Origin of the sequence: Streptomyces flavidovirens DSM 40150 (assembly GCF_000429085.1) — a bacterium.
Taxonomy (GTDB): domain Bacteria; phylum Actinomycetota; class Actinomycetes; order Streptomycetales; family Streptomycetaceae; genus Streptomyces; species Streptomyces flavidovirens.
The window spans coordinates 1-22,927 of record NZ_AUBE01000029.1 but is presented as its reverse complement, the minus strand read 5'-3'; the positions used below and the strand labels follow the sequence as shown (position 1 = coordinate 22,927).

At 71.6% G+C, this 22,927-nt stretch carries 18 protein-coding genes; 11 read left to right on the top strand and 7 right to left on the bottom strand.

All coding sequences use genetic code 11. The features are described 5' to 3' along the window. Nucleotides 1–260 precede the first annotated feature (260 nt). Nucleotides 261–1,373 carry a sensor histidine kinase gene (locus G412_RS0127345; protein WP_028814854.1) on the top strand — a complete coding sequence of 371 codons (1,113 nt, stop codon included), beginning with the start codon at nt 261–263 and terminating at the stop codon, nt 1,371–1,373. Here G412_RS0127345 and G412_RS36220 read toward each other — a convergent pair. Then, a complete protein-coding gene (locus G412_RS36220; RefSeq protein WP_051338649.1) occupies nt 1,348–2,604 on the bottom strand; it encodes a GTP-binding protein in 1,257 nt (418 codons plus the stop codon). The two genes, G412_RS0127345 and G412_RS36220, sit on opposite strands and share 26 nt — an antisense overlap. A gap of 5 nt (nt 2,605–2,609) precedes the next feature. Then, nucleotides 2,610–2,780, bottom strand: coding sequence for a 50S ribosomal protein L32 (rpmF, locus tag G412_RS0127335; protein ID WP_028814853.1), 171 nt, complete (start codon nt 2,778–2,780; stop codon nt 2,610–2,612). 160 nt (nt 2,781–2,940) lie between these two features. Here rpmF and G412_RS0127330 point away from each other — a divergent pair, with 160 nt between their 5' ends. Further along, complete coding sequence (locus G412_RS0127330) at nt 2,941–3,873, top strand: slipin family protein (RefSeq protein WP_028814852.1); 933 nt, start codon at nt 2,941–2,943, stop codon at nt 3,871–3,873. Between the two features lie 125 nt (nt 3,874–3,998). Here G412_RS0127330 and G412_RS0127325 read toward each other — a convergent pair whose 3' ends face one another. The 3 genes from G412_RS0127325 to tdh all read right to left on the bottom strand — a co-directional run bounded on the left by G412_RS0127325 (nt 3,999) and on the right by tdh (nt 7,832). Then, on the bottom strand, nt 3,999–4,913 hold the full coding sequence (locus G412_RS0127325; protein ID WP_028814851.1) for a LysR family transcriptional regulator: 915 nt from the start codon (nt 4,911–4,913) through the stop codon (nt 3,999–4,001). After that, nucleotides 4,910–6,091 (bottom strand): glycine C-acetyltransferase, encoded by a 1,182-nt coding sequence (locus G412_RS0127320; protein ID WP_028814850.1) that lies wholly within the window; start codon nt 6,089–6,091, stop codon nt 4,910–4,912. Before G412_RS0127320 ends, G412_RS0127325 begins: the two co-directional genes overlap by 4 nt. Nucleotides 6,092–6,803: 712 nt before the next feature. After that, on the bottom strand, nt 6,804–7,832 hold the full coding sequence (tdh, locus tag G412_RS0127315) for an L-threonine 3-dehydrogenase (protein ID WP_028814849.1): 1,029 nt from the start codon (nt 7,830–7,832) through the stop codon (nt 6,804–6,806). Between the two features lie 188 nt (nt 7,833–8,020). Between tdh and G412_RS0127310 the strand changes: the two genes are divergently transcribed. From G412_RS0127310 to G412_RS41130, 5 genes are all read left to right on the top strand, one after another. Continuing rightward, nucleotides 8,021–9,061 (top strand): enoyl-CoA hydratase/isomerase family protein, encoded by a 1,041-nt coding sequence (locus G412_RS0127310; RefSeq protein WP_028814848.1) that lies wholly within the window; start codon nt 8,021–8,023, stop codon nt 9,059–9,061. Between the two features lie 36 nt (nt 9,062–9,097). After that, nucleotides 9,098–9,727, top strand: coding sequence for an alpha-ketoglutarate-dependent dioxygenase AlkB (locus tag G412_RS0127305; RefSeq protein WP_028814847.1), 630 nt, complete (start codon nt 9,098–9,100; stop codon nt 9,725–9,727). 126 nt (nt 9,728–9,853) lie between these two features. After that, nucleotides 9,854–11,626, top strand: coding sequence for a S8 family serine peptidase (locus G412_RS0127300; RefSeq protein ID WP_028814846.1), 1,773 nt, complete (start codon nt 9,854–9,856; stop codon nt 11,624–11,626). A gap of 17 nt (nt 11,627–11,643) precedes the next feature. After that, entirely contained in the window at nt 11,644–12,723 is a 1,080-nt protein-coding gene (locus G412_RS41135; protein ID WP_028814845.1) for a ComEC/Rec2 family competence protein, read from the top strand. Continuing rightward, nucleotides 12,720–13,961, top strand: coding sequence for a patatin-like phospholipase family protein (locus tag G412_RS41130; RefSeq protein ID WP_051338648.1), 1,242 nt, complete (start codon nt 12,720–12,722; stop codon nt 13,959–13,961). Before G412_RS41135 ends, G412_RS41130 begins: the two co-directional genes overlap by 4 nt. Before the next feature lie 10 nt (nt 13,962–13,971). Here the strand turns inward: G412_RS41130 and G412_RS0127285 are convergent, their stop codons facing one another. Further along, complete coding sequence (locus tag G412_RS0127285; protein ID WP_028814844.1) at nt 13,972–14,805, bottom strand: SDR family NAD(P)-dependent oxidoreductase; 834 nt, start codon at nt 14,803–14,805, stop codon at nt 13,972–13,974. 191 nt (nt 14,806–14,996) lie between these two features. Here G412_RS0127285 and G412_RS0127280 point away from each other — a divergent pair, with 191 nt between their 5' ends. The 4 genes from G412_RS0127280 (at nt 14,997) to rsgA (ending at nt 22,632) form a co-directional block, all read left to right on the top strand. Further along, nucleotides 14,997–17,474 (top strand): ATP-binding SpoIIE family protein phosphatase, encoded by a 2,478-nt coding sequence (locus tag G412_RS0127280; protein ID WP_028814843.1) that lies wholly within the window; start codon nt 14,997–14,999, stop codon nt 17,472–17,474. A gap of 156 nt (nt 17,475–17,630) precedes the next feature. Then, nucleotides 17,631–18,353 (top strand): class I SAM-dependent methyltransferase, encoded by a 723-nt coding sequence (locus tag G412_RS0127275; RefSeq protein ID WP_028814842.1) that lies wholly within the window; start codon nt 17,631–17,633, stop codon nt 18,351–18,353. Between the two features lie 154 nt (nt 18,354–18,507). Beyond that, nucleotides 18,508–21,129, top strand: coding sequence for a SpoIIE family protein phosphatase (locus G412_RS0127270; protein WP_028814841.1), 2,622 nt, complete (start codon nt 18,508–18,510; stop codon nt 21,127–21,129). A 318-nt stretch (nt 21,130–21,447) separates the two neighbouring features. Next, on the top strand, nt 21,448–22,632 hold the full coding sequence (gene rsgA / locus G412_RS36210; protein WP_051338647.1) for a ribosome small subunit-dependent GTPase A: 1,185 nt from the start codon (nt 21,448–21,450) through the stop codon (nt 22,630–22,632). On the opposite strand, the gene G412_RS0127260 is transcribed toward rsgA, so the two are convergent. After that, nucleotides 22,613–22,927: IS5/IS1182 family transposase (locus G412_RS0127260; RefSeq protein ID WP_028814840.1), on the bottom strand; the 315-nt coding region annotated here is incomplete at its 5' end. The genes rsgA and G412_RS0127260 overlap by 20 nt on opposite strands.

The following is a 22,927-nucleotide window of genomic DNA, read 5'->3' as shown; positions in this document are numbered from 1 at the left end:
TCGTCCTGCCGCCGCCGATCGCCCCGGCTTTGAGGGCTGTCCCGCTGCGGCCGACGGTCCCGGCGCCGACGACTCCGCCGCTGAGGGTCGTCCTGGCGCCGATGACCCCGGTGCGGGTGGTCGACCCCGCTTTGGTGAACGCCCCGGCGCCGCCAACCGCCCCGGTTTCGAGGGCCGTCCCGCTGCCGCCAACGGTCGCGGCTTCGGTGAACGCCCCGCCGCCGCTCACCGTCGTACCGGCGAAGAGCGGGGTGGCAGCCGTGCGTGATCTGCCGCTCATCGCCCTCATCGCCTTTTTCGGGGCCGCCGCCGCCGGGCTGCTCGGCGCCGTGGTGCTGCGTCTGCTGCGCAGGCGTTCGGTCGTCGTCTCGCTGACGGTCGTCGCCGCCGTCACGGTCACTGCGATGTTTGCCGGCACCCTCGCCGTGTGCAAGGCGATGTTCCTGTCGCCGCACGACCTGACGGTGGTGACCATGGTCGTGGCGATGGCCGCCCTGGTCTCCCTGGCGACCGCGCTGATCCTGGGCCGCTGGGTCGTCGCCCGCAGCAACGCGCTGACGCTGGCGGCCCGTACCTTCGGTGACGGCGGTTCCTTCGCCGCCCCCACCGGCTCGTCCACCGCCGAACTCGACGCGCTGGGCCGTGAACTGGCCGCGACCAGCGCGAAACTGGCCGCCTCGCGGGAACGCGAGCGCGCCCTGGAGACCTCCCGCCGCGAACTCGTCGCCTGGATCTCCCACGACCTGCGCACCCCGCTCGCCGGGCTGCGCGCCATGTCGGAGGCGCTGGAGGACGGCGTCGTAGCCGACCCGGCCCGCTACCACCGGCAGATGCGCACCGAGGTCGACCGGCTCAACTCCATGGTCGGTGACCTCTTCGAGCTCTCCCGCATCCACGCGGGCGCGCTCGCCCTGACGCCGGTACGCATCTCCGCCCACGACCTCATCGGCGAGGCGCTCGCGGGCGCCGACCCGCTCGCCCGTGAGCAGGGCGTACGCCTCGTCGGTGACACGGCGGAAGCCCTCGCCCTGGAGGTGGACGCACGCGAGATGACCCGCGTCCTCGCCAACCTCCTCGTCAACGCGATCCGCCGTACCCCTGCCGACGGCACGGTGGCCGTCGGCGCCGAACAGTGCGAGGACCGCGTGGTCCTGTCCGTCACGGACGGCTGCGGCGGCATTCCAGCCGACGACCTCCCGCGCGTCTTCGACACCGGGTGGCGCGGCACCGAGGCCCGTACGCCACCGGGAGGCGCCGGCCTCGGGCTCGCCATCGTCCGCGGCATCGTCGAGGCCCACGCGGGGCGTGCCGACGTACGCAACGTGAAGGGCGGCTGCCGCTTCGAGGTCACGCTCCCGGCAGCGCCGCTGTAAGAGGCCGCGGCTCCTGCGACGGCTCCGACGGCTCCGACGGCTCGTGCTCGCACGCGTCGTCGATGCCGTACGTGTCCCAGGCGGGGAACGGGTCGTCCGCCGGGGCGTCTTCGCCGGCCGTGACCAGGCACGCCGTGAGCGCGGCGTGCAGGGCCCCGGCCCTCAGCCCCGTACCGATGAACACGAGCTCCTGCCCCTGCTCGGTGTCCGCGTCGCGCGCCCCCGAGGGCTCGAAGCGGGCTACGGCGCCCGCCTGGGACCACAGGCCGGTGACGCGGGGCCGGGTGGCCAGCCAGAAGAAGCCCTTGGAACGCAGGACCTGCCCGTACGCTCCACTGTCGAGCCCGCGGGTGACGAAGTCCCACAGGCGCCCCGGATGGAACGGGCGGTCCGCGCGGAAGACCGTGCTGGAGATGCCGTACTCCTCGGTCTCCGGCACATGGTCGCCGTTCAGCTCCCGCACCCACCCCGGCGCCTCCTGGGCGCGCTCCAGGTCGAAGAGCCCGGTGCCCAGTACGTCGGCGGGGGAGACGCGGCCATGGGTGGCGGCCACGATCCTGGCCGCCGGGTTGAGGCGGGACAGTGCCGCGCGCAGGCGGTGGGCCGTCTCCGGATCGACGAGGTCGAGCTTGTTGAGCACGATGACGTCGGCGAACTCGATCTGGTCCACCAGCAGGTCACTGACGGTGCGGTTGTCGTCCTCGTACTGGTCGAGCCCGCGCTCGGCGAGTCCGTCGCCGCCGGTCAGTTCGGGCAGGAACCCCGCGGCGTCCACGACGGTGACCATGGTGTCGAGCCGGGCCAGGTCGCCAAGCGTCGCGCCGTCGTCGCGGGGGAACGCGAACGTGGCCGCCACCGGCATGGGTTCGGAAATGCCGCTCGACTCGATGAGGAGATAGTCGAAGCGGCCCTCCCTCGCCAGCCGGTCGACCTCTTCGAGCAGGTCGTCGCGCAGCGTGCAGCAGATGCACCCGTTGGTCATCTCGACCAGGCGCTCCTCGGTGCGCGAGAGCGCCGCCGTGCCGCCCCGCACGAGCGCGGCGTCGATGTTGACCTCGCTCATGTCGTTGACGATCACGGCGACACGCAAGCCGTCCCGGTTCCCCAGGATGTGATTGAGCAGGGTCGTCTTGCCGGCCCCGAGGAACCCGGAGAGCACGGTCACGGGCAGCCGGTGGAAGGCGGGGACGGTCTCGCCTGTCGTTCCGGTCGCAGCGGTCACACCGGTCATGCCGGTCAGCCCTCCGGGCGCAGGAGCCCGCGCTCGTACGCCTTGGCCAGCCGCTGCGGCACGCGGTACACCGAGCCGTCGACGGTGACGGGGACGAGCTGCGGCGTGGTGGCCTTCCACTGCGCGCGCCGGTGACGGGTGTTGCTGCGGGACATCTTCCGCTTGGGTACGGCCATGGGGTCCTCCTGTGGGAGTGGACGAAGGTGCGAGGTCACCGAACGCTACATGCAAATGGATTCCATGTTCAATTAACGGCCGCTGGGTCGCGTATCGACCGGGGTGGAATTCCGGGCGTATCGTGACAAATAAGATGCGTTTGGACCCATGGGGGTCGTGATGCTCGACGAGCTTCTGGCAGTTGGGGCGGCCACGGGAGCGGCCGCCGTGGTGTACGTCGCGGCGGCGGCGCGAGTGGTGCGGCAGTACGAGCGAGGCGTGGTCTTCCGCCTCGGGCGGCTCCGCAAGGACATCCGGGGCCCCGGTTTCACCCTGATCGTTCCTGTGGTGGACCGGATGCGGAAAGTCAACATGCAGATCGTGACGATGCCGGTGCCGGCGCAGGACGGCATCACCCGCGACAACGTCACGGTCCGGGTCGACGCGGTGATCTATTTCAAGGTGATGGACGCCGCCGACGCCGTCGTGAGGGTGGAGGACTACCGGTTCGCGGTCTCGCAGATGGCGCAGACATCACTGCGGTCGATCATCGGCAAGAGCGATCTCGACGATCTGCTGTCCAACCGGGAGAAGCTTAACCAAGGACTTGAGCTGATGCTCGACAGCCCCGCTGTGGGGTGGGGCGTATCGATCGACCGGGTCGAGATCAAGGACGTGTCGCTGCCGGAGACGATGAAGCGGTCCATGGCCCGGCAGGCCGAGGCCGACCGGGAACGGCGGGCGCGCGTCATCAACGCGGACGCGGAGCTTCAGGCGTCGAAGAAGCTGGCGGAGGCGGCCGGGGTCATGTCCGACCAGCCGGCGGCTCTCCAACTGCGGCTCCTCCAGACGGTGGTGGCTGTGGCGGCCGAGAAGAATTCGACGCTGGTACTGCCGTTCCCCGTGGAGTTGCTGCGGTTCCTGGAGCGGGCGGCGCAGCAGCAGGGTCCGCCGCAGGTGGGGCAGGCCCAAGGCCAGGCCGAGGGACAGGCGCAGCCCCAAGGACCGGCGCAGCCGCCGCCACAGGCGCAGGCGCAGCCCGAGCCGCAGCTGCCGCGTGTGGACGAGGCACCCGGCCTGACGGCCCAGCAGCCGCCGGCGGTGACCGGCTAGGACCGGCTGGGGAGTGTGTCCGCAAGGTACGCGTCGGCACTTCCGGCTGTGTGTGCTGCTTGCGCTGCGAAAACCGGCCCGTCCGGGCGCCTGTGGGCCGGGGCGGTGCGGAGCCGCAGAGGGCGTCAGCCGGTGGTGAGGCCTGTCGCCGCCTCTGCCAGTGCGCCCAGTACCGGGCTGATCAGGGGATGACGCTCCGCCCCCCGCCGCACCGCGGCGAACACCCGGCGGGTCGCCGCCGGGCCCGATACCGGGCGTACGACCGTGTCCTTCAGCTCCATCCCGCGCAGCGCCGAACGCGGTACCAGCGCCACCCCCGCCCCGGCAGCCGCCAGCGCCACCACCGCGCGGAAGTCGTCCGACGAGTGCACCAGCCGCGGCTCGAAGCCGGCGAGTTCGCAAGCCAGCAGCATCACGTCGTGGCACGGATTGCCGGGGTACGGGCCGATCCAGTCGCTGTCGGACAGGTCGGCGAGCGCGACCTGCGGGGCCTGGCCGAGCGGGTGCGACGCCTGCAGTACGGCGTCGAACGGCTCCGCGTACAGCGGTACGCGCGCGAGGCGCTGGTCGTCCTCGCGCGGCGCGCCCCGGTACTCCACCGCCAGGGCGACGTCCGCCTCACCGTCCAGCACCAGCGGCAGGCTCTCATCGCCCTCGGCGTCCCGGACGCGGACGCGGATGTCCGGGTGGCCGTCCGCGAGACGGGCGATGGCCGGGGCCAGGACCTCCGCGATGCCCGTCGCGAAAGCCACCACCCGCACCTCACCGGCCGCCCCGCCCGCGTACGCCGCCAGCTCGGCCTCGGCCCGCTCGAGCTGCGCCAGTACGGCGTTGGCGTGGGCCAGAAGGATGTCGCCGGCCGCCGTCAGGCGTACGCCCCGGCCGCTGCGGGTCAGCAGGGTGTGGCCGGTCTCCTGCTCCAGCGCGGCGAGCTGCTGGGACACGGCGGAGGGCGTCAGATACAGCGCAGCCGCCGCGGCGGTCACCGTCCGGTGGTCCGCCACGGCCCGTAGGATGCGCAGTCGTCTGGGGTCGATCACCCAGCCATTGTCGCCCGTGCGTCGACGAAGGCCGCCACGGCCCGCTCCACGTCGGCGGTGGAGTGCGCGGCCGAGAGCTGGACCCGGATGCGGGCCGCGCCCATGGGGACGACGGGGTACGAGAAGCCGATCACGTACACGCCACGCTCCAGGAGGAGCTCGGCCATGCGGCCCGCCTCCGCCGCGTCGCCGATCATGACGGGGGCGATGGCGTGGTCGCCGGGGAGGATCTCGAAGCCGGCCTCGGTCATCTTCGTACGGAAGAGCTTGGTGTTCGCGGTGAGGCGCTCGCGCAGCTCACCGGCGGATTCGAGGAGGTCGAGGACCTTGATCGACGCGGCGGCGATCACCGGGGCGAGGGAGTTCGAGAAGAGGTACGGGCGTGAACGCTGGCGCAGCAGCTCGACGACCTCGGCGCGAGCGGCGACGTAACCGCCGGACGCCCCGCCGAGCGCCTTGCCGAGGGTGCCGGTGATGATGTCGACGCGGTCCATCACGCCGTGGAGTTCGGGGGTGCCGCGGCCTTCCGGGCCGACGAAGCCGACGGCGTGCGAGTCGTCGACCATGACCATGGCGTCGTAGCGGTCCGCGAGGTCGCAGATCTCGGCGAGCGGGGCGACGTAACCGTCCATCGAGAAGACGCCGTCGGTGACGATGAGGCGGCGGCGGGCGTCCTGCGTGTCCTTGAGCTGCTGCTCGAGGTCGGCGAGGTCGCGGTTGGCGTAGCGGTGGCGGCGGGCCTTGGAGAGGCGGATGCCGTCGATGATCGACGCGTGGTTGAGGGCGTCGGAGATGACCGCGTCCTCGGGGCCGAGGAGGGTCTCGAACACGCCGCCGTTGGCGTCGAAGCAGGAGGAGTACAGGATCGTGTCCTCCTGGCCCAGGAAGGCGGAGAGGCGCTGCTCCAGCTCCTTGTGGATCTCCTGCGTGCCGCAGATGAAGCGGACCGAGGCCATGCCGTAGCCCCAGCGGTCGAGGGCGTCCTTGGCGGCGGCGACGACTTCGGGGTGGTCGGCGAGGCCGAGGTAGTTGTTGGCGCAGAAGTTGAGGACGTCGCCGGAGGGGACGGTGACGGAGGCGTTCTGGGGGGTGCCGATGACGCGCTCGGGCTTGTAGAGGCCGGCGGTCCGGATTTCGTCGAGGGTGGTGCGGAGGTCTTCGCGGACGGAGGTGTACATGGGGTGAGCGTCTCCTTGCGGTGCGGTGCGGTGCGGCGGGCGGTGGGTGGTGGGCGGTGCGTGTAGGTGGGTGTGGTGGCGGTCCGGGCGGGTTGCCGCTGCGCGGGGCTTTCCCCGACCCGCCCCTTCCCGAACTGGGGCTCCGCCCCAGACCCCGGTCCTCAAACGCCGGACGGGCTGGAGGGGTCGGGGGGCTGCCGGGGCTTCGCCCCGGTCCCCGGTCCTCCAGCGCCGGGTGGGCTGGGGGGCCGGGGGGTGTTGCTGGGGCTTCGCCCCGGTCCCTGGTCCTCCAGCGCCGGTCGGGCTGGTGGGGCCGGGGGTATTGCGGCTTTGCCCCGGTCCCTGGTTCTTCAGCGTCGGGTGGGCTGGTGGGGCCGGGGTGCTGCCGGGGCTTCGCTCCGGCCCCCGGTCCTCCAGCGCCGGGCGGGCTGGTGGGGCGGGGGGTGTTGCTGGGGCTTGCCCCGGTTCCTGGTCCTTCAGCGCCGGGTGGGCTGGTGGGCTGCGGCTTTGCCCCGGACCCCCGGTCCTCCAGCGCAAACGGGCTGGTGAGGCCGGGAGCGCTGCTGCGGGCTCCGGCCCCGACCCCGGTCCTCCAGCGCCGGCGGGCTGGCCTTGCCGCTGCGCGGCAAGGCCAGCCCGTCCGGGGTCTGGGGGCTTGCCCCCAGTTCGGGAAGGGGCGGGTCGGGGAAAGCTCCGCGCAGCGGCAACGGGCTCAGGTGGTCCAGTCGAGGATGATCTTGCCGCTGCGGGCGGTCGCCGCCTCGTCGAACGCCGCGTCGAAGTCCTGGTGGGCGTAGCTGCCCGTGATGACCGGGCTCAGGTCAAGACCGCCCTCCAGCAGCACCGTCATGGCGTACCACGTCTCGTACATCTCACGGCCGTAGATCCCCTTCACGGTGATCATCGACGTGACGATCTTCGACCAGTCGACGGCGAACTCCTCGGCCGGCAGCCCGAGCATGGCGATCCGCCCGCCGTGCGTCATGTTCGCGACCATGTCGCGCATCGCTTCCGGCCGGCCCGACATCTCCAGGCCGACGTCGAAGCCCTCCTTGAGGCCCAACTGCCGTTGCGCGTCGGCGATGTCCGACTGCGCGACGTTGAGGGCGAGCGTCGCGCCGGCCTTGCGGGCGATCTCCAGGCGTGACTCGCTCACGTCGGTGATCACGACGTTGCGCGCACCGGCGTGCCGGGCCACGGCCGCCGCCATAATGCCGATCGGGCCGGCGCCGGTGATCAGCACGTCCTCGCCGACCAGGGGGAAGGAGAGCGCGGTGTGCACGGCGTTGCCGAACGGGTCGAAGATCGCGGCCACGTCGAGGTCCACCTTCGCTCGGTGCACCCACACGTTGGAGGCGGGCAGGGCGACGTACTCCGCGAAGGCGCCGTTACGGCCCACACCGAGCCCGACGGTGGAGCGGCACAGGTGCCGGCGCCCGGCGAGGCAGTTGCGGCACTTCCCGCAGACCAGGTGGCCCTCGCCGCTCACCAGGTCTCCGACCGCGATGTCCGCGACGCCGGCGCCGACGGCCGCGACCTCGCCCACGAACTCGTGGCCGAGGACGAGCGGCGTGGAGACGGCCTGCTGGGCCCAGCCGTCCCAGGATCTGATGTGCAGGTCCGTGCCGCAGATGCCGGTACGCAGCACCTTGATCAGCACATCGCCGGGGCCCGTCTCCGGCTCCGGCACATCCATCAGCCACAGCCCGGGCTCGGCGTACTGCTTGACAAGTGCCTTCATGGCTTCGGCTCCAGCCGGGAGGGGAGGTGATCCTGAACGCGTACCAATCTGTCGCCCCGGCGCCGCCCGGTCCATCGAGGATTTCTTAACCGGGCCAACAGCGGAGCTTCACGCGTGTAGAAAAGATCATCCGCGACCGTTGGGACGTCGGGATGCTGGGACGTTCGACCGTGGGAAGGAACACCCGAATGACCGACGACTCCGTACTCCTGCGCACCGAAGGGCACACCGCGTACCTCACCCTCAACCGGCCACGGGCCATCAACGCCCTGAACCACGCGATGGTGAACCGGATCGCCCGCGCCCTCGCGGCCTGGGAGCAGGACCCGGCCGTCGCGACCGTGGTGATCACGGGGGCGGGCGAGCGCGGCCTGTGCGCCGGCGGGGACATCCGGTCGATCTACGAGGACGCCAGGGCGGGCGGCACCGCCTCGGCGGCGTTCTGGAGCGACGAGTACCGGCTCAACGCGCACATCGCCCGCTTCTCGAAGCCGTACGTCGCCGTCATGGACGGCATCGTGATGGGCGGCGGCGTCGGGGTCTCCGCCCACGGCAGCGTCCGCGTCGTCACGCAGCGCTCGCGGGTGGCCATGCCCGAGACCGGCATCGGTTTCGTGCCCGACGTCGGCGGCACCTGGCTGCTGTCGAGGGCGCCCGGAGAGCTGGGTACGCACCTCGCGCTCACCGGGGCGGCGGTCGGCGCGGGGGACGCGTTGCTGTGCGGGCTCGCCGACCACTTCGTACCGGCGGACCGGCTGCCCGCCCTCCTCGCGGATCTCGCGACGGACGGGGCGCGGGACGTGATGTCGCGGTACGCCCGCCCGGCGCCCGAGGCGGAACTCGCCGCGCACCGCGCGTGGATCGACCACTGCTACGCGGCGGGCACGGTCGAGGAGATCGTCGGCCGTCTCTTCGACTGCGGCGAACCGGCGGCGAAAGAGGCCGCCGAGACGATCCTCGTCAAATCGCCCGTCGCGCTCAAGGTCACCCTGGCCGCGATGCGCCGGGCGGCGGAGCTCGGCACGCTGGAACACGTCCTGGAGCAGGAGTACCGCGTCTCCTGCGCGGCGCTGTCCACACCCGACCTGGTCGAGGGTGTCCGGGCCCAGGTGATCGACAAGGACCGCGCACCGCGCTGGTCGCCGGCCACCCTCCAGGAGGTCACGGCCGGGCACGTGGCGCGCTTCTTCGCGCCGGGTGGCGGGGAGGAGTGGACAGTCGGAGCGTAATTCGTACGTTTGTTTGAGTAGGGGTACGCTGGGTTCATGGCCGTACACCTCCAGGGCTCGCTCTTCGACCAGGGGGACGACATCGCGCTGGGCCCGCTGGACGGGCTGCGCCGTACGGAACTCGGGCACGGCGCCTGGATCGACGTACTCCCGCAGTGGGTCACCGGCGCCGACGCGCTCTTCGACGTACTGGCGCGCGACGTCGAATGGCGCGCCGAGCAGCGGGTCATGTACGAGCGCGTGGTGGAGGTGCCGCGCCTGCTGTCGTTCTTCGGCGCGGACGACCCCCTGCCGCACCCGAGCCTCGAAGAGGCCCGTACCGCACTGAACGCGCATTACGCCGCCGAACTCGGCGAGCCGTTCGTCACGGCCGGGCTGTGCCTCTACCGCGACGGACGGGACAGCGTCGCCTGGCACGGGGACACCATCGGCCGGGGCAGCAGTGAGGACACCATGGTCGCGATCCTGTCTCTGGGCGCGCCGCGGCAACTGGCGCTGAGGCCGCGCCGGCGCGACGCGGCCACCGTGCACAAGCCACTGGGGCACGGCGATCTCATCGTCATGGGCGGCAGTTGTCAGCGCACGTGGGAACACGCGATCCCCAAGACGTCGCGTGCCGTGGGGCCGCGCATCAGCGTTCAGTTCCGCCCCGAGGGCGTGGGCTGACCAACTGGCGAGGAATTGCGGTGCCATTGTGCCGGACGGACAATGGGAGAGACCCCGCTTCGGGCCCGATGCTCCTTCCTTCATCCCTTCCCCACAGCCGTTTGCCGCGCTGATTCGGGAGCACTCATGGACCGCGACGACCTTGAGACGGCGTTTTACGGGGAAGGGCGGTTTCCCATTCCGTGGGCGACCGACTGCCCCGTGCGCTTCGACGCCTGGCTGGCACTCGCCCAGCCGTCGCCGCCGGGGCCGGAACACCGCGAGGACCTGATCCTCGCGATCAACGAGGAGCACGGCGTACAGCGGGTGCTGCAGCACTTCAGGGAGCTGGGCATGACCGACTGCCAGCCGGTCGCGGCCGGCAGTTTCGTGGCGGCGCGGCTGACGCTCGGCGAAGTGGTGCGGGCGGTGCTTCCCATGACCAACCTGCTCAGCCTCATCCGCCTCGCGAAGGAACTCGCCGGACAAGTAGGACCCAAAGGCATCGAGGCCGCACTCCTCGGCCACTTCAAAAGCCCGCCGACCAGCGACGTTCACGACAACATCGAACGGCGCCAGGAACGCAGCAGGCACCTCATGTGGTTCCTCGGCCTGCTGCGCACGGTCATCGCCGCGACACAACCGGACCTGCGCCGCACCCCGGCGGACGAACCCGCACTGATCGGTGCGATGACCGGCATGCTGAAGGACGTTGCCCTGGAGTCACCGCTGACGCGGCCGGCCGACGCACCGTCCAGGGGCGTCATCGACCGCAGGAAGCGGCACCCGATCACGTCCGTGACGACGAACCGCCAAGCCGCGCCCGCCGTCGTCCGGTCCAGGTCCACGATCAAGGCCGACGCCGCCGAGCAGGTCTTCTCCGTGGACTGCGGTTCGATCGGCTGGGCCATCGTCGACAGCGGCATCGACGCCCGGCACCCGGCGTTCTACGACTGGGACACGGCCGGCACCCCCGCGGAGCAACTGGCGTCACGCGTCGTCCGCGCGTTCAACTTCGTCGGCGTACGCGGAACTCTCTCCGCCGACGCGCTGGAGAACGGCCTCATCGACTGGTCGCGTGCCCTGCCGTACGTCGAAATGGAGCTCCCCACCCCCCAGAACCGCGCGACGCGGACCGACCTGCCGTACACCACCCCCGGCGACCCGCACGGCACCCACATCGCCGGAATCCTGGGCGCCTGGTGGCCCGACCGCAGATTCCGTGGCATCTGCCCGACGATCCGGCTGTACGACTTCCGGGTCCTCGACGACAAAGGGGAAGGCGACGAGTTCTCCATCGTCACGGCGCTTCAGGCCGTGCGGCACATCAACGAGCAGGCGGGCAGGTTCGTCATCGCCGGGGTCAACATCAGCCTGTCCGTACCGCATGACGTCGCGACCCACTCCACCGGCTGGACGCCCGTATGCATCGAATGCGATCACCTGGCGCGATCAGGGGTCGTGGTCGTCGCTGCCGCCGGGAACGCCGGGTTCAGCGGGGCGATGCGAACCCTGGGCGCCGACTACCGCAGCATCAGCATCTCCGACCCCGGCAACGCGGAGTCCGTCATCACCGTCGGCTCGACACACCGCAGCAACCCGCACCGGCACGGCGTCAGCTACTTCTCCAGCCGCGGCCCCACGGGCGACGGCAGGCCCAAACCCGACCTCCTGGCACCGGGGGAGGACATCGACGGCCCCATCCCCGGAGCGGGCATCTCGGCCATGCACGGGACGAGCCAGGCGGCGGCGCACGTCAGCGGAGCCGCGGCCATGCTGCTGGCCCGCAACCGGGAGCTGCTGGGGCGTCCCGAGCGCGTGAAGCAGATCCTGTGCTCCACGGCGACGGACCTCGCCAGGGAGCGGGACTTCCAGGGACACGGACTGGTCGATGTCCTGCGGGCGATGCAGTCCGTCTAGGGAAGCAGGAGACCGTCATGTTCACCTTCGATTTCCTCGACGCCCGGCACGGAGACTGCTTTCTCGTACGGTGGGGAGCACCGGACCAGCGCGTCATGCTCGTGGACGGCGGGCCCGGCGGGGTCTACGAGGCCTCGCTGCGCGACCGGTTGACCCACCTGGCGCCGGGCAGCGACGGCGCCCCGAGGATCGACGTCGTCTGCCTGTCCCATGTCGACGACGACCACGCCGCCGGACTGCTCAGGCTGCTCGCCGAAATACGCCGGGCACGACGTGAAGAGCTCCCCGATCCGTTCGACGTGACGAGACTCTGGTTCAACTCGGTGGAGGAACTCGTCGACCGGCGGGCTCCCGGACTGAGCGCGTCCGTCCAGCCGCTCGTCGACCAGGCCCTGACCAACAGCGGCGCCGTCAAAGCGAGTTACGGCCAAGGGCGGGCCATCCGCGACGAAGCGACGGCGCTGGGCCTGGCCGGCAACCCGCTGTTCGAGGGGCCACTGACCGAGGGCGCCGAAACAACGCTCGACGACCTGAACGTCACCGTCGTCGCCCCCGACGACGTGGCTCTGGAAAAGCTGGAGAAGCGCTGGCGGGAGGCGAAGAAGCGGCGAGACCCCGATGTGATCACGGCGGCGTACACGGACCGCTCGGTACCGAACCTGTCGAGCATCGTCCTGTTGCTGAGCCACGACGGCCGGACCGCGCTGCTCACCGGAGACGCGCGGGGTGACCGCATACTCGCCGGGCTGCGGGCCGGCGGCCTGCTCACCGACTTGCAGCCGCTCCACGTCGACCTGCTGAAACTGCCACACCACGGCAGTGAACGAAATGTGGAACGCGACTTCTTCGAAAGCGTGCACGCCGACCACTACGTGGTGTCCGCCGACGGCGTCAAGCACCACCACCCGCACGAGGACACCCTGCGCTGGCTCGTCGAGTCCAGGGACGAGGACGACGAGTACGCCATCCACCTGACGAACGACATCGCCTTCGCGACCGACGCGCTCGCAGCCCTGCGGGCGGAGCGGAGCTTCGAAGTCGACGTACGGCCGTCCACGGACCCCGCGCTCGTCATAGAGGTCGGTGACCGGCGATGAACGCGGCCAAGCCTCCTGCCGGGGACACCTGGTTCGTGGACTCGCCCGCCGTGGGCACGGGCCTGCAGGCGCGGCCGTGCGGCGACACGCTCCGCCCGGCCGAACCTCCCGGCGCGGCCGACCCGGTCGCGCTCACCCTCTCCGGAGGCGGCTTCCGTGCCACGCTCTCCGCACTGGGTTTCGTACGCCTGCTGGCCGATGCCGGGCTGCTGCCCAGCCTGCGGTACGCCTCGTCGGTCTCCGGCGGATCGGTCGCCAACGGGTGCCTCGCCACTGCCTGGCCCGCCCTGAGGGAACGGGGCTGCACTGCCGGAGCCGTCGACGAACTCGTCGTGGAACCGGTCATCGAACGCGTCTCGTCCCGGTCGCTCAAGCGGTCGCTCGTCCGGGGACTGTGGCGGACGCTCGGCCCGATGACCCGTACCGAACTCCTGGCGAAGCGCCTCGACGAGTGGTTCTTCGACGGAATCGAACTGAAGGACCTGGACCCGGAAGTCCGCTGGGTCCTCAACGCGGCGAACCTCACCACCGGCGTCCGGTTCACCTTCGAACGCGATGTGTTCGGCGACTACACGACCGGACTGGCCCCGACCTCCGGTACGGGGCTGAGACTGAGCCTCGCCGTGGCCGCATCCGCCGCCGTTCCCGGCGCGTTCCCGCCCGTGGTCCTGGACAGCGCCCACTTCCCGTGCGCCACGCACCCGCCCGTCCTGCTGGACGGGGGAACGTACGACAACACCGGCCTGGAGGCCGTCGACAGCGAACGCTACCGCCACGCCTTCCTGTTCGTCCTCAACGCCGGAGGCCTCCTGCGGCCGGGCCCGTACGGCCGTATCCCGGTGATCCGCGACCTCGCACGGGCCAACTCCCTGCTGTACCGGCAGAGCACGGCCCTGCGGACCCGGGCGATCGTCGAGCGCTTCCAGCTCGGTCAGCGTGCCGACGGACAGGGGGAACCGCCCCCGCCCGGTGCTCGTCGCGGAGTCCTGGCCGGGCTCTCCACCGACTTCCCGGCGGACGGCTCGGCGCCGCTGCGCCGGTGGCGCGAGACATTCGGCGAACACCGCGGTTTCGACGGCCGGGACCTGGCGCTCGTGCCGACCGTCTTCGACCGCCTCGACGCGGGCCTGTGCCGGGCCCTGGTCTACCGGGGCTGGTGGCTCGCGGGCGCCGGGCTCGCCGCCTTCCATCCCCAGTACCTGCCGGACCCGGCATCGCTCGTACCGCCCCGGCTCTGACGGCCGGTGTTCAGTCGCGCTCGCGCGGTGTGATGCGGAAGTCGAACGCGGCCGTTCCGGGGTCGAGCGCCGTCACCCCGCCGTCGACGGTGAGCACCGCGCCGTTGACGTACGACGCGGCGGGCGAAAGCAGCCAGCTCACCGCCTCGGCGACTTCACGCGGTTCGCCGGGGCGCCGCCCCGGCAGCAGCCGCGTCGCCTCCGCGTACGCCGCTTCGACGCCGCCGTCCGCCGCCCCCGCTTCCCCGGCCAGCCCCGCCTCCTCGGCGAACCGGGCCATCCGCCGGTCGGCCATCTCGGTACGTACCCAGCTCGGGCACACGGTGTTGGCGCGCAACCCGTGCTGCCCGTAGTCGACGGCGAGGGAACGGCAGAGCTGGAGCAGCGCCGCCTTGGAGGTGGCGTACGCGGCGTTGGCCACGCCGTTGCGCAGCGCGGCCACCGAGGCGACCGCGACGACCGCGCCGCGCGCCTCCAGCAGGTGCGGGAGCGCGGCGCGCAGCAGCAGGAAGGGGCCGGTCAGGTTGGTACGCATGACGGCCTCCCAGTCCTCGTCCGACAGGTCGCCCACCGCTCCGGAGCGGCCGATGCCCGCGTTGAGCACCAGCCCGTCCACTCGCCCGTACGCCTTCACAGCCGCGTCCACCAGGCCACGTACGGCGTCCGGATCGGCGGTGTCGGACGGGTGCGCCAGGGCCCCGGTCTCCTCCGCGAGACGTCGCAGCGGCTCGGGCCGGCGTCCGGAGACGACCACGTGGTGCCCGGCCTCGCGCAGGAGCCGGGCGGTGGCGGCGCCGATACCCGTTCCCCCGCCGGTGACGATGACAACTCGCTGCTGCACCATGGCTGTTCGGACCTCCGCCGTCGTAGCTCACCGTGCCAGCGATCATAGGGACGCCCGCTGTCCTCGGAAGAGCCGGGGCCGCTCCCGTACTCGAAGGGGGCATTTCCCGCAGACTTCCCCTGTCGGCCGCCACCCGGCCGTACCGTAATGATGTAGTTGTAGATCTTGCCGCTGGGAGGGAACGCAAGCCCATGGAAGCTGTGGTTCCACGGCAGCGTGCCGTGTCCGGCCGGATTCCGCTCGCGGTCGTCGTGGTGGGCGGCGACGGCCTGGTCTCGCACTGGAGCTCCGGCGCGCAGCGGCTCTTCGGTCACCGCAGGGAGGACGCCGTGGGCGCCCCCGCCGCCGACCTGCTGCCCATCTCCGGTGCCCTGACCAGGCCTTACGCATATGACGCCCTCGCCCCGGCCCCCTACCGGCCGCCCGGCGGCGATTTCGCGGGCCACCTCACGTCCGGGCGTGCCAAGTGCGCGCGTCCGGACGGCGACCCGCACCCACCTGCCGATTCCGGTTCGCTGGACGTGCTGTGGTGGGCGTACCCGTTGGCCGTACCGGGACCAGAGCGGCTGCTGGTGCTGGCCGCCGACGCCTCCGGGCTGGGCGAGGAAGGGGACCCGCACGAGCGGGTCGCCCCCGGTTTCGCGCTGCACACGGAATTCCCCGGCGCGGCCAGGCTCGCCGACCGGCTGCCCGACATCCTCCCGCACATGGGTCCGGCCACGGCGAGCCGGATCGTGGCGCAGATGCTCGAACTGGGCTACCCCGTACTGGAGATGAGCACGTACGAGCGCGTCCCGGTCACACCGGACTGGGGGGTGCCGAAGTACCGTGAGCGCCGGAAACGGACCGCCGAGGCGGACGGCGGTCCCGCGGACAGTACGACAGCTCCCGGCAGCGGGCCGATGCCGGGCGCGGGCCCCGACCAGGAGCAGGGCCAGGACTTCGACCCAGACTTCGACCAGGACCTCGAACACGCCGCTGTCCGTGAGCGGCTGGAGTTCCTCAACGAAGTGAGCGGCGGCATCGGCAGCTCACTCGACCTGGCCCGGACGATCCGCGAGGTCACGAGCGCCGCCGTACCCCGCTTCGCGGACTTCGCGGGCACCCACCTGCGGGTGCAGATCCTCGCCGGCGAGGGATTCCCGGACGGCCCGCCGGACGTGAACACCGAATGGCGCCGGGTCTGGGTGGAGCACAACGACGAGCCGGGCCGCTGGGACGACACCGTCCCCGTCGGTGAGGAGATCACCTTCCCCGAGAAGACCCCGTTCTTCCAGTGCATGGTGACGGGGGAACCCGTGCTCCTGCCGCACATCGGGAACGAACTGAGCGAGCGCATCGCCGCCCAGTTCGAGAAGCGGGACCTGCGCCCGCTGATCGGCGGCCGCTCGCTGCTCGTCGTACCGCTCACGGCGCGCACGGTGGTGCTCGGCTTCATGGTGCTGATGCGCCGCCCGGGCCGCGAGCCGTTCACCGACATGGACCGCAGGACCGGCGCCGAGCTCGCCGCCCGCGCCGGACTCGTCCTGGACAACGCCCGCATGTACACCTACCAGGAGCAGGTGGCCGAGACACTGCAGGAGAGCATGCTCCCGCAGGTCCCACCCCGTATGGCCGGCTGCGACATCGCCACCCGCTACCTGCCGGGCACCGCGCTCGGCCGCGTCGGCGGCGACTGGTTCGACACCATCCGGCTCCCCGGCTCCCGTACGGCGCTGGTCGTCGGCGACGTGATGGGGCACGGGCTGAACGCGGCGGCCATGATGGGCCAGCTGCGCACCGCCGTACACACCATGGCCGCACTGGACATCCCACCGGCGCGCCTGCTGCGCAACCTCGACGACCTGGCACACCAGCTCGGCGACCACTATCTCGCCACCTGCCTGTACGCCGTCTACGACCCGGTCGCCGGCGAGCTGCTGATCTCCAGCGCCGGGCATCTGCCTCCCGTGCTCGTACGGGCCGAGACCGGCCGCTCGGAGCTGATCGACGTGCCCGGCGGCGCGCTGATCGGCCTCGGAGGTGTGGCGTTCGGGACCGCACGGGTGCCGGTGTCACCGGGCGACCGGCTGGTGCTGTGCACGGACGGGCTGGTCGAGGTGCGCGGCGAGGACATCGGAACCGGCCTGGCGGCACTGTGCGAATCGGCGGCGCACCCGGCCGCCTCCATGGACGAGGCGTGCGACACGATCATCCGGGCACTGGCGGTGTCGACGACCGCGGAGTCCGGCGGGCGCAAGGACGACATCGCGCTGCTGATGGCCCGGCTGAACGGCATGCCGCCCGAGGACATGGCGGCCTGGCGGCTGGAACCCACGGCGGCCGACGTACGCCGGGCCCGGCGGCTGGTGGACGGCCAACTGGCGCGCTGGGGGCTGCCGGAACTGGCCGACACCACCCTGCTGCTGGTGAGCGAGGTCGTCACCAACGCGGTACGGCACGGGGGCGGGCGGCCCGTGGAACTGCGCCTGGTGCGCTCGGACACTCTGCTGTGCGAGGTGTCGGACGAGGACCACACGCTGCCCGTGCTGCGCGAGGCGGGGCCGGAGGAGGAATGCGGGCGCGGTCTCGGGCTGGTGAGCCGGCTCGCCCACCGGTGGGGAGCGAGCCACTTCGGGCCGGGGAAGGTGGTCTGGTTCGAGCAGGAACTGCCGCCGGGAGCGCACTGAGGCACGGGAAGCGGATGACGTCAGATCAGGGCGTCCGGACGGCGCCGCCGGGGTAGGAACCGGGCGGCGAAGGGCATCAGCGCCGGGGCGACATCACCGTGTCCTCCGGTGCGTCGTTCGTCCGTCCGTCCGTCCATCCGCACCGGGGGGCATCAGATGACTCTGACCGGCCGTTACATACACGCATGGGAAAGCTACTGGGGCGACACCCCGGACGCGCCCGGCGAAGCGATCTGGGACAGCGATCCGTCGCTGACCGCCGCGCCTCACCTGAAGCTGTTGGCACCGTACGTCGACATGGCACTTCCCGTGGTCGACCTCGGTTGCGGGAACGGTACGCAGACCCGCTACCTGGCACGCCACTTCCCCCGTGCGGTGGGCGTAGACGTCTCGCACGCGGGGATAGCCCACGCGCGACGGGCGGACCCCGCGGGCACGGTCGAGTTCCGGCAGCTCAACGCCACCGACACGGAGGCCGTGCGGGAGCTGCACAAGCGGCTCGGTGACAGCAACGTCTACCTGCGGGCCGTCATCCACCAGAGTGATCCGCCGGACCGGCCACTGATCGCGGCGGCGGTCGCGGAGCTGGTGGGGGAGCGGGGGCGTGCCTTCGTGGTGGAGCTGACCGCCGAAGCGAAGACCGTACTGGCGGACATCATGCGGGAGCCCGGCGGACCGCCGCCCAAGCTGGCACGGGTCTTCGCGCATGGGCTGAAACCGGCCGAGTCCGAGGACCACGAAGTGCCGGATCTCCTGCGCGCGTCGGGGCTCACCGTCCTGGCGGACGGCCGTACCACTCTCGCCCAGACGGAGTTCCGGGCGGACGGCACCCGCATCGAGCTGCCCGCACAGTGGCTGATCGTGGGCCGCACCGGCTGAGCGCGCCCCCGTCAACGCCGTACTTCGCCTCGCGCGAGCCGTCGTGTGAGCCGTCGCGTGAGCTGCCTGGTGGGCGCCGGGCGGACGCACCGCGGTTGTGCCTGTCCCGGCCACAGCGGATTCTGTAGGGGATGAACCGGGCTGGTGTGGCGCCATGAGTGCGTGGAACGCGGCGCAGAGTGCCGACTTCCGTGGTCCCCTCGACGTCACCGGGGCGGCCACGGTGGTCGTCGACGCCCGGGACACGGTCATCGGATGGAGCCCCGCCGCCGAGGAGTTCCTCGGCTACCGGCCGCAGGACGTCGTCGGACAGCCCCTGGCGACGTTCCTGCCGGCCCGCCCGGCCCCTGCCCTCCCCGTTCCTGCGGCGGAGGACTCCGCCCCCGCTCCGGCCGGGCCGGAGCGGGGAAACGCGATTCGCGTCGCCCGGCACCGGGACGGGCGAGAGCTGCTCGTCGCGACCGCGGTGTCCGCGCTGCCGGGCCCCGGCACGGCCGAGCGCGTCCTCGTGTTGACGGAGCTGAAGGACCTGAGGGCGTGGGAATCCCGGCTGGCACTGTTGCACGGTCTGGCCACCCAGTCGCCCGTCGGCCTGGCCATCTACGACACCGATCTGCGCCTGACCTGGTGCAACACGGCCTACGAACGCGAGATAGGGCGGCCGTTCGCCGACTTCAGCGGCCTGCGGGCCGATGAGCTGTACTCCGGGGGCAGGTTCGTCACGCAGGGGTACCCGCACACGCTCGACGCGGTGATGAACCTCGTACTCGGCACCGGCGAACCCATCCTCGACCTGCACTTCCTGGGCCGGCCTCCCAGCGACCCGGAAACGGACCATCTCTGGTCCTGCTCCTACTACCGGCTCCAGGACGCCGACGGGCACGTGCTCGGAGTGTGCGAGGACGCTTTCGACATCTCCGACCGCTACCGGGCCCAGCAGCGGCTGGCCCTGCTCGTCGAGGCCGGCCGAGGCATCGGCACCGCCCTCGACGTGCTGGTCACCGCCGAGAAGATCACCGAGGTGGCGGTCCCGGAGTTCGCCGACACCGTTACGGTCGACCTCGCGAGGACGGTACTGGAAGGCGAGGTGCCGGCCACCGGCGGCTCGGCGGCGATGGCTCTCGTACAGGTCGCCTGCCGGTCGGCCGGGGCGGCAGGCGAGGCGGTCGATGCCGGGGAGGGCGGCCCGCCGGAACCGGGGGTGACGGGGCAGGCCGGAACGCCGCCCGAGCCCGGGCCGTCGTGGCAGGCGGGACCGCCGGGGCAGCCGGGACCGTCGGGACCGCCGGGGCAGCCGGAACCGCCGCCCGAGCCCGGACCGTCGGGGCAGCCGGTGCGGTCCAGGGAGCCGGGGGAGCCGGTGTGGTCCGGGGAGCCGCGGGAGCGGTGCCGGCGGCCTCTTCCCCCGGTCGCATACCTGCCGGGCTCACCGCAGGACCGCAGCCTCTCCTCGGGTGGCCTCGTACTCGACGACACCACCCTGGTCGTGCCGCTGCGGGCCGGGAACAGCGTCCTGGGACTCGTCACCTTCGTCCGTGGTACCGACGCGGCCACCTTCGACAGCGGTGAGATCGCGCTGGCCGACGAGCTGGTCGCCCGTACGGCGGTGTCCATCGACAATGCCCGCCGCTTCACCCGTGAACGCACCGCGGCCCTCGCCCTCCAGCGCCAGTTGCTGCCGCAGCACGTGCCGCGCCAGTCGGCGGTCGATCTGGCCTACCGCTACCTGCCCGCGGACGACCTGTCAGGCGTCGGCGGCGACTGGTTCGACGTCATCCCGCTGTCCGGAACGCGGGTCGGACTCGTGGTCGGGGACGTGGTCGGCCACGGCCTGCAGGCGGCCGCCACCATGGGACGGCTGCGCACGACCGTACGCGCGTTCGCCCAGTTGGACATGGCCCCCGACGAGCTGCTGACGCGGCTCGACGACCTGGTGGGGCAGTCGGCGGAGGAGCAGTGGGGCGAACTGGGCACACTCGACGGCACCTTCGACGACGTGACCACCGGGGCGACCTGTCTCTACGCGGTCTACGACCCGGTCTCGCGACGGTGCGTCATGGCCCGGGCCGGGCACCTGCCCCCGGCGGTTGTGCACCCGGACGGCCGGATGTCCTTCCCCGACCTGCCGGCCGGCCCGCCCCTCGGGCTCGGTGGCTTGCCCTTCGAGTCCATGGAGGTCGAGCTGCCGGTGGGCAGCCTGCTGGCCCTGTTCACCGACGGCCTGGTCGAAGCCCGTGACCGCGACATCGATCACGGACTCGACACCCTGGCCCGCGTACTCGGCGACCGGCAGGCGTCGCTGGAAGAACTGTGCGACCGCGCCGTGGCGCGACTCCTGCCGGGTGGCACCACAGCCGACGACACGGCCCTGCTTCTCGTCCGCACCCGCGAACTCGACACCTCGCAGGTCGCCGAATGGGAGCTCCCCGCAGAACCGGTCGCGCCGGGCCGCGCCCGGGAACTGGCCACCGGACAGCTTCGGCAATGGGGCCTGGAGGAACTGTCGTTCGCGACGGAGCTCGTAGTCAGTGAGCTGGTCACCAACGCGGTCAGGTACGCCGCCGGGCCGCTGCACCTGCGCCTCATCCGCGACCGCACGCTCCTGTGCGAGGTCGCGGACACGGGCCACACCTCACCGCACCTGCGCCACAGCGGGGACGACGACGAGGGCGGCCGGGGACTGTTCATCGTCGCGCAGCTCGTCCAGCGCTGGGGCACGCGCTACACCCGCTCCGGGAAGACCATCTGGACCGAACAGGCCTTCCCTTCCACGTGATGATGCCGACCGCGAAACTTGCCCGGCCCGGAGAATGCCCGGCCCGGAGAATGCCCGGCCCGGAGAAAGCGCGGCGCGGAAAATGCTTGGCGCGGTGCGCGAGGGCCGGTCTAGGCTGTGATCGTTCTTCGCGGTGGCCGGTGGCTGCCGTGTTCAGCGGTGTGTGATCCGGGAGGTGTGACTGATGGCTGTTTCTTCGATGGGCGCTGCCCTCATCCAGAACTGCGTCAATTCCACTTCCGTGGCCACCGGCTGACCTTCCTCTCTTCCCGCGCCTGTGTGCGCGGTGCCGGGGCCACCCTTGTGAAGGGTCACCCCTTGTCTTTCCCGCATGCCTCTTCCTCCTCCTCTTCCGCTTCCGCCTCGTCGACGTCCGTGGTCTCCGCCGCGTCGCACCCTCTCGCCCAGTGCGGCTGGGACGAGGTGTGGGAGGCGGAGTTCGCTCCGTACGCCGCCCAGGGCTTGCTGCCCGGCCGTGTCGTACGGGTCGACCGCGGCCAGTGCGACGTCCTCACCGCCGACGGCGTCGTCCGCGCCGACACCACCTATGTGACCCCGCACGATCCGCTGCGTGTCATCTGCACCGGCGACTGGGCCGCTGTCGACCCCGCCGGCGACCCGCAGTTCGTACGGGCGTACCTGCCGCGCCGCACCGCGTTCGTACGCTCCACCTCCTCCACCCGGTCCGAGGGGCAGATCCTCGCGGCCAACGTCGACCACGCGATCATCGCAGTCTCGCTCGCCGTCGAGCTGGACCTCGGACGGATCGAGCGCTTCCTGGCACTGGCCTGGGAGTCGGGCGCACAGCCGCTGGTGGTCCTCACCAAGGCCGACCTGGTGCCGGACGCCACCGGGCTTTCGTACCTCGTCGAGGACGTGGAGACCGCCGCGCCGGGCGTCCAGGTGCTGCCCGTCAGTTCCACGACGGGCGACGGCATCGACGTACTCACCGCTGTCGTGTCGGGCGGTACGAGCGTGCTGCTCGGGGTGTCCGGCGCCGGAAAGTCGACGCTGGCCAACGCGCTGCTCGGCGAGGACGTCATGGATGTGCGGGCCACCCGTGAAGTCGACGGCAAGGGCCGGCACACCACCACCACGCGCAACCTTCTCGCCCTGCCCGGCGGGGGAGTGCTCATCGACACGCCCGGACTGCGCGGCGTGGGACTGTGGGACGCCGAGGCCGGTGTCGGACAGGTCTTCTCCGAGATCGAGGAGCTGGCGGCCCAGTGCCGGTTCCACGACTGTGCCCATGAGTCGGAGCCCGGCTGCGCCGTGCTGGCCGCGCTGGAGGAGGGCTCGCTGTCGGACCGCCGGCTGGAGAGCTACCGCAAACTGCTGCGGGAGAACCGGCGCATCGTCGCCAAGACCGATGCGCGGCTCCGCGCGGAGATGGGTCGCGAGTGGCGGCTGAGGTCGGCGCAGGGCCGCGCCAACTTCAACGCCAAGCGCGGCGGCAGCCTGGCGCTAGGGGCTGTCCGGAAAGTCATGGGAGCCAGAGCCTGAGGCAGGCGAGGGTGACCATGGCTTGGTAGTGGACGGCGCGTTTGTCGTATCGGGTGGCCAGGGCCCGGTTCTGCTTGAGTCGGCTGAAGCAGCGTTCGACCACGTTGCGTCGTCGGTAGGCGGTCCGGTCGAGCCGGCAGCGTGCCTTGCCACGGCGGATGCGGCCGTTGATCTGGTCGATCCGCTCGGGAATCGTCGCGGCGATGCCGCGCCGGCGGAGGTAGGCACGGATCTTCCGGGCCGAGTAGCCCTTGTCCGCGACGACCCGGTCGGGCCGTGTCCGGGGGCGTCCGGG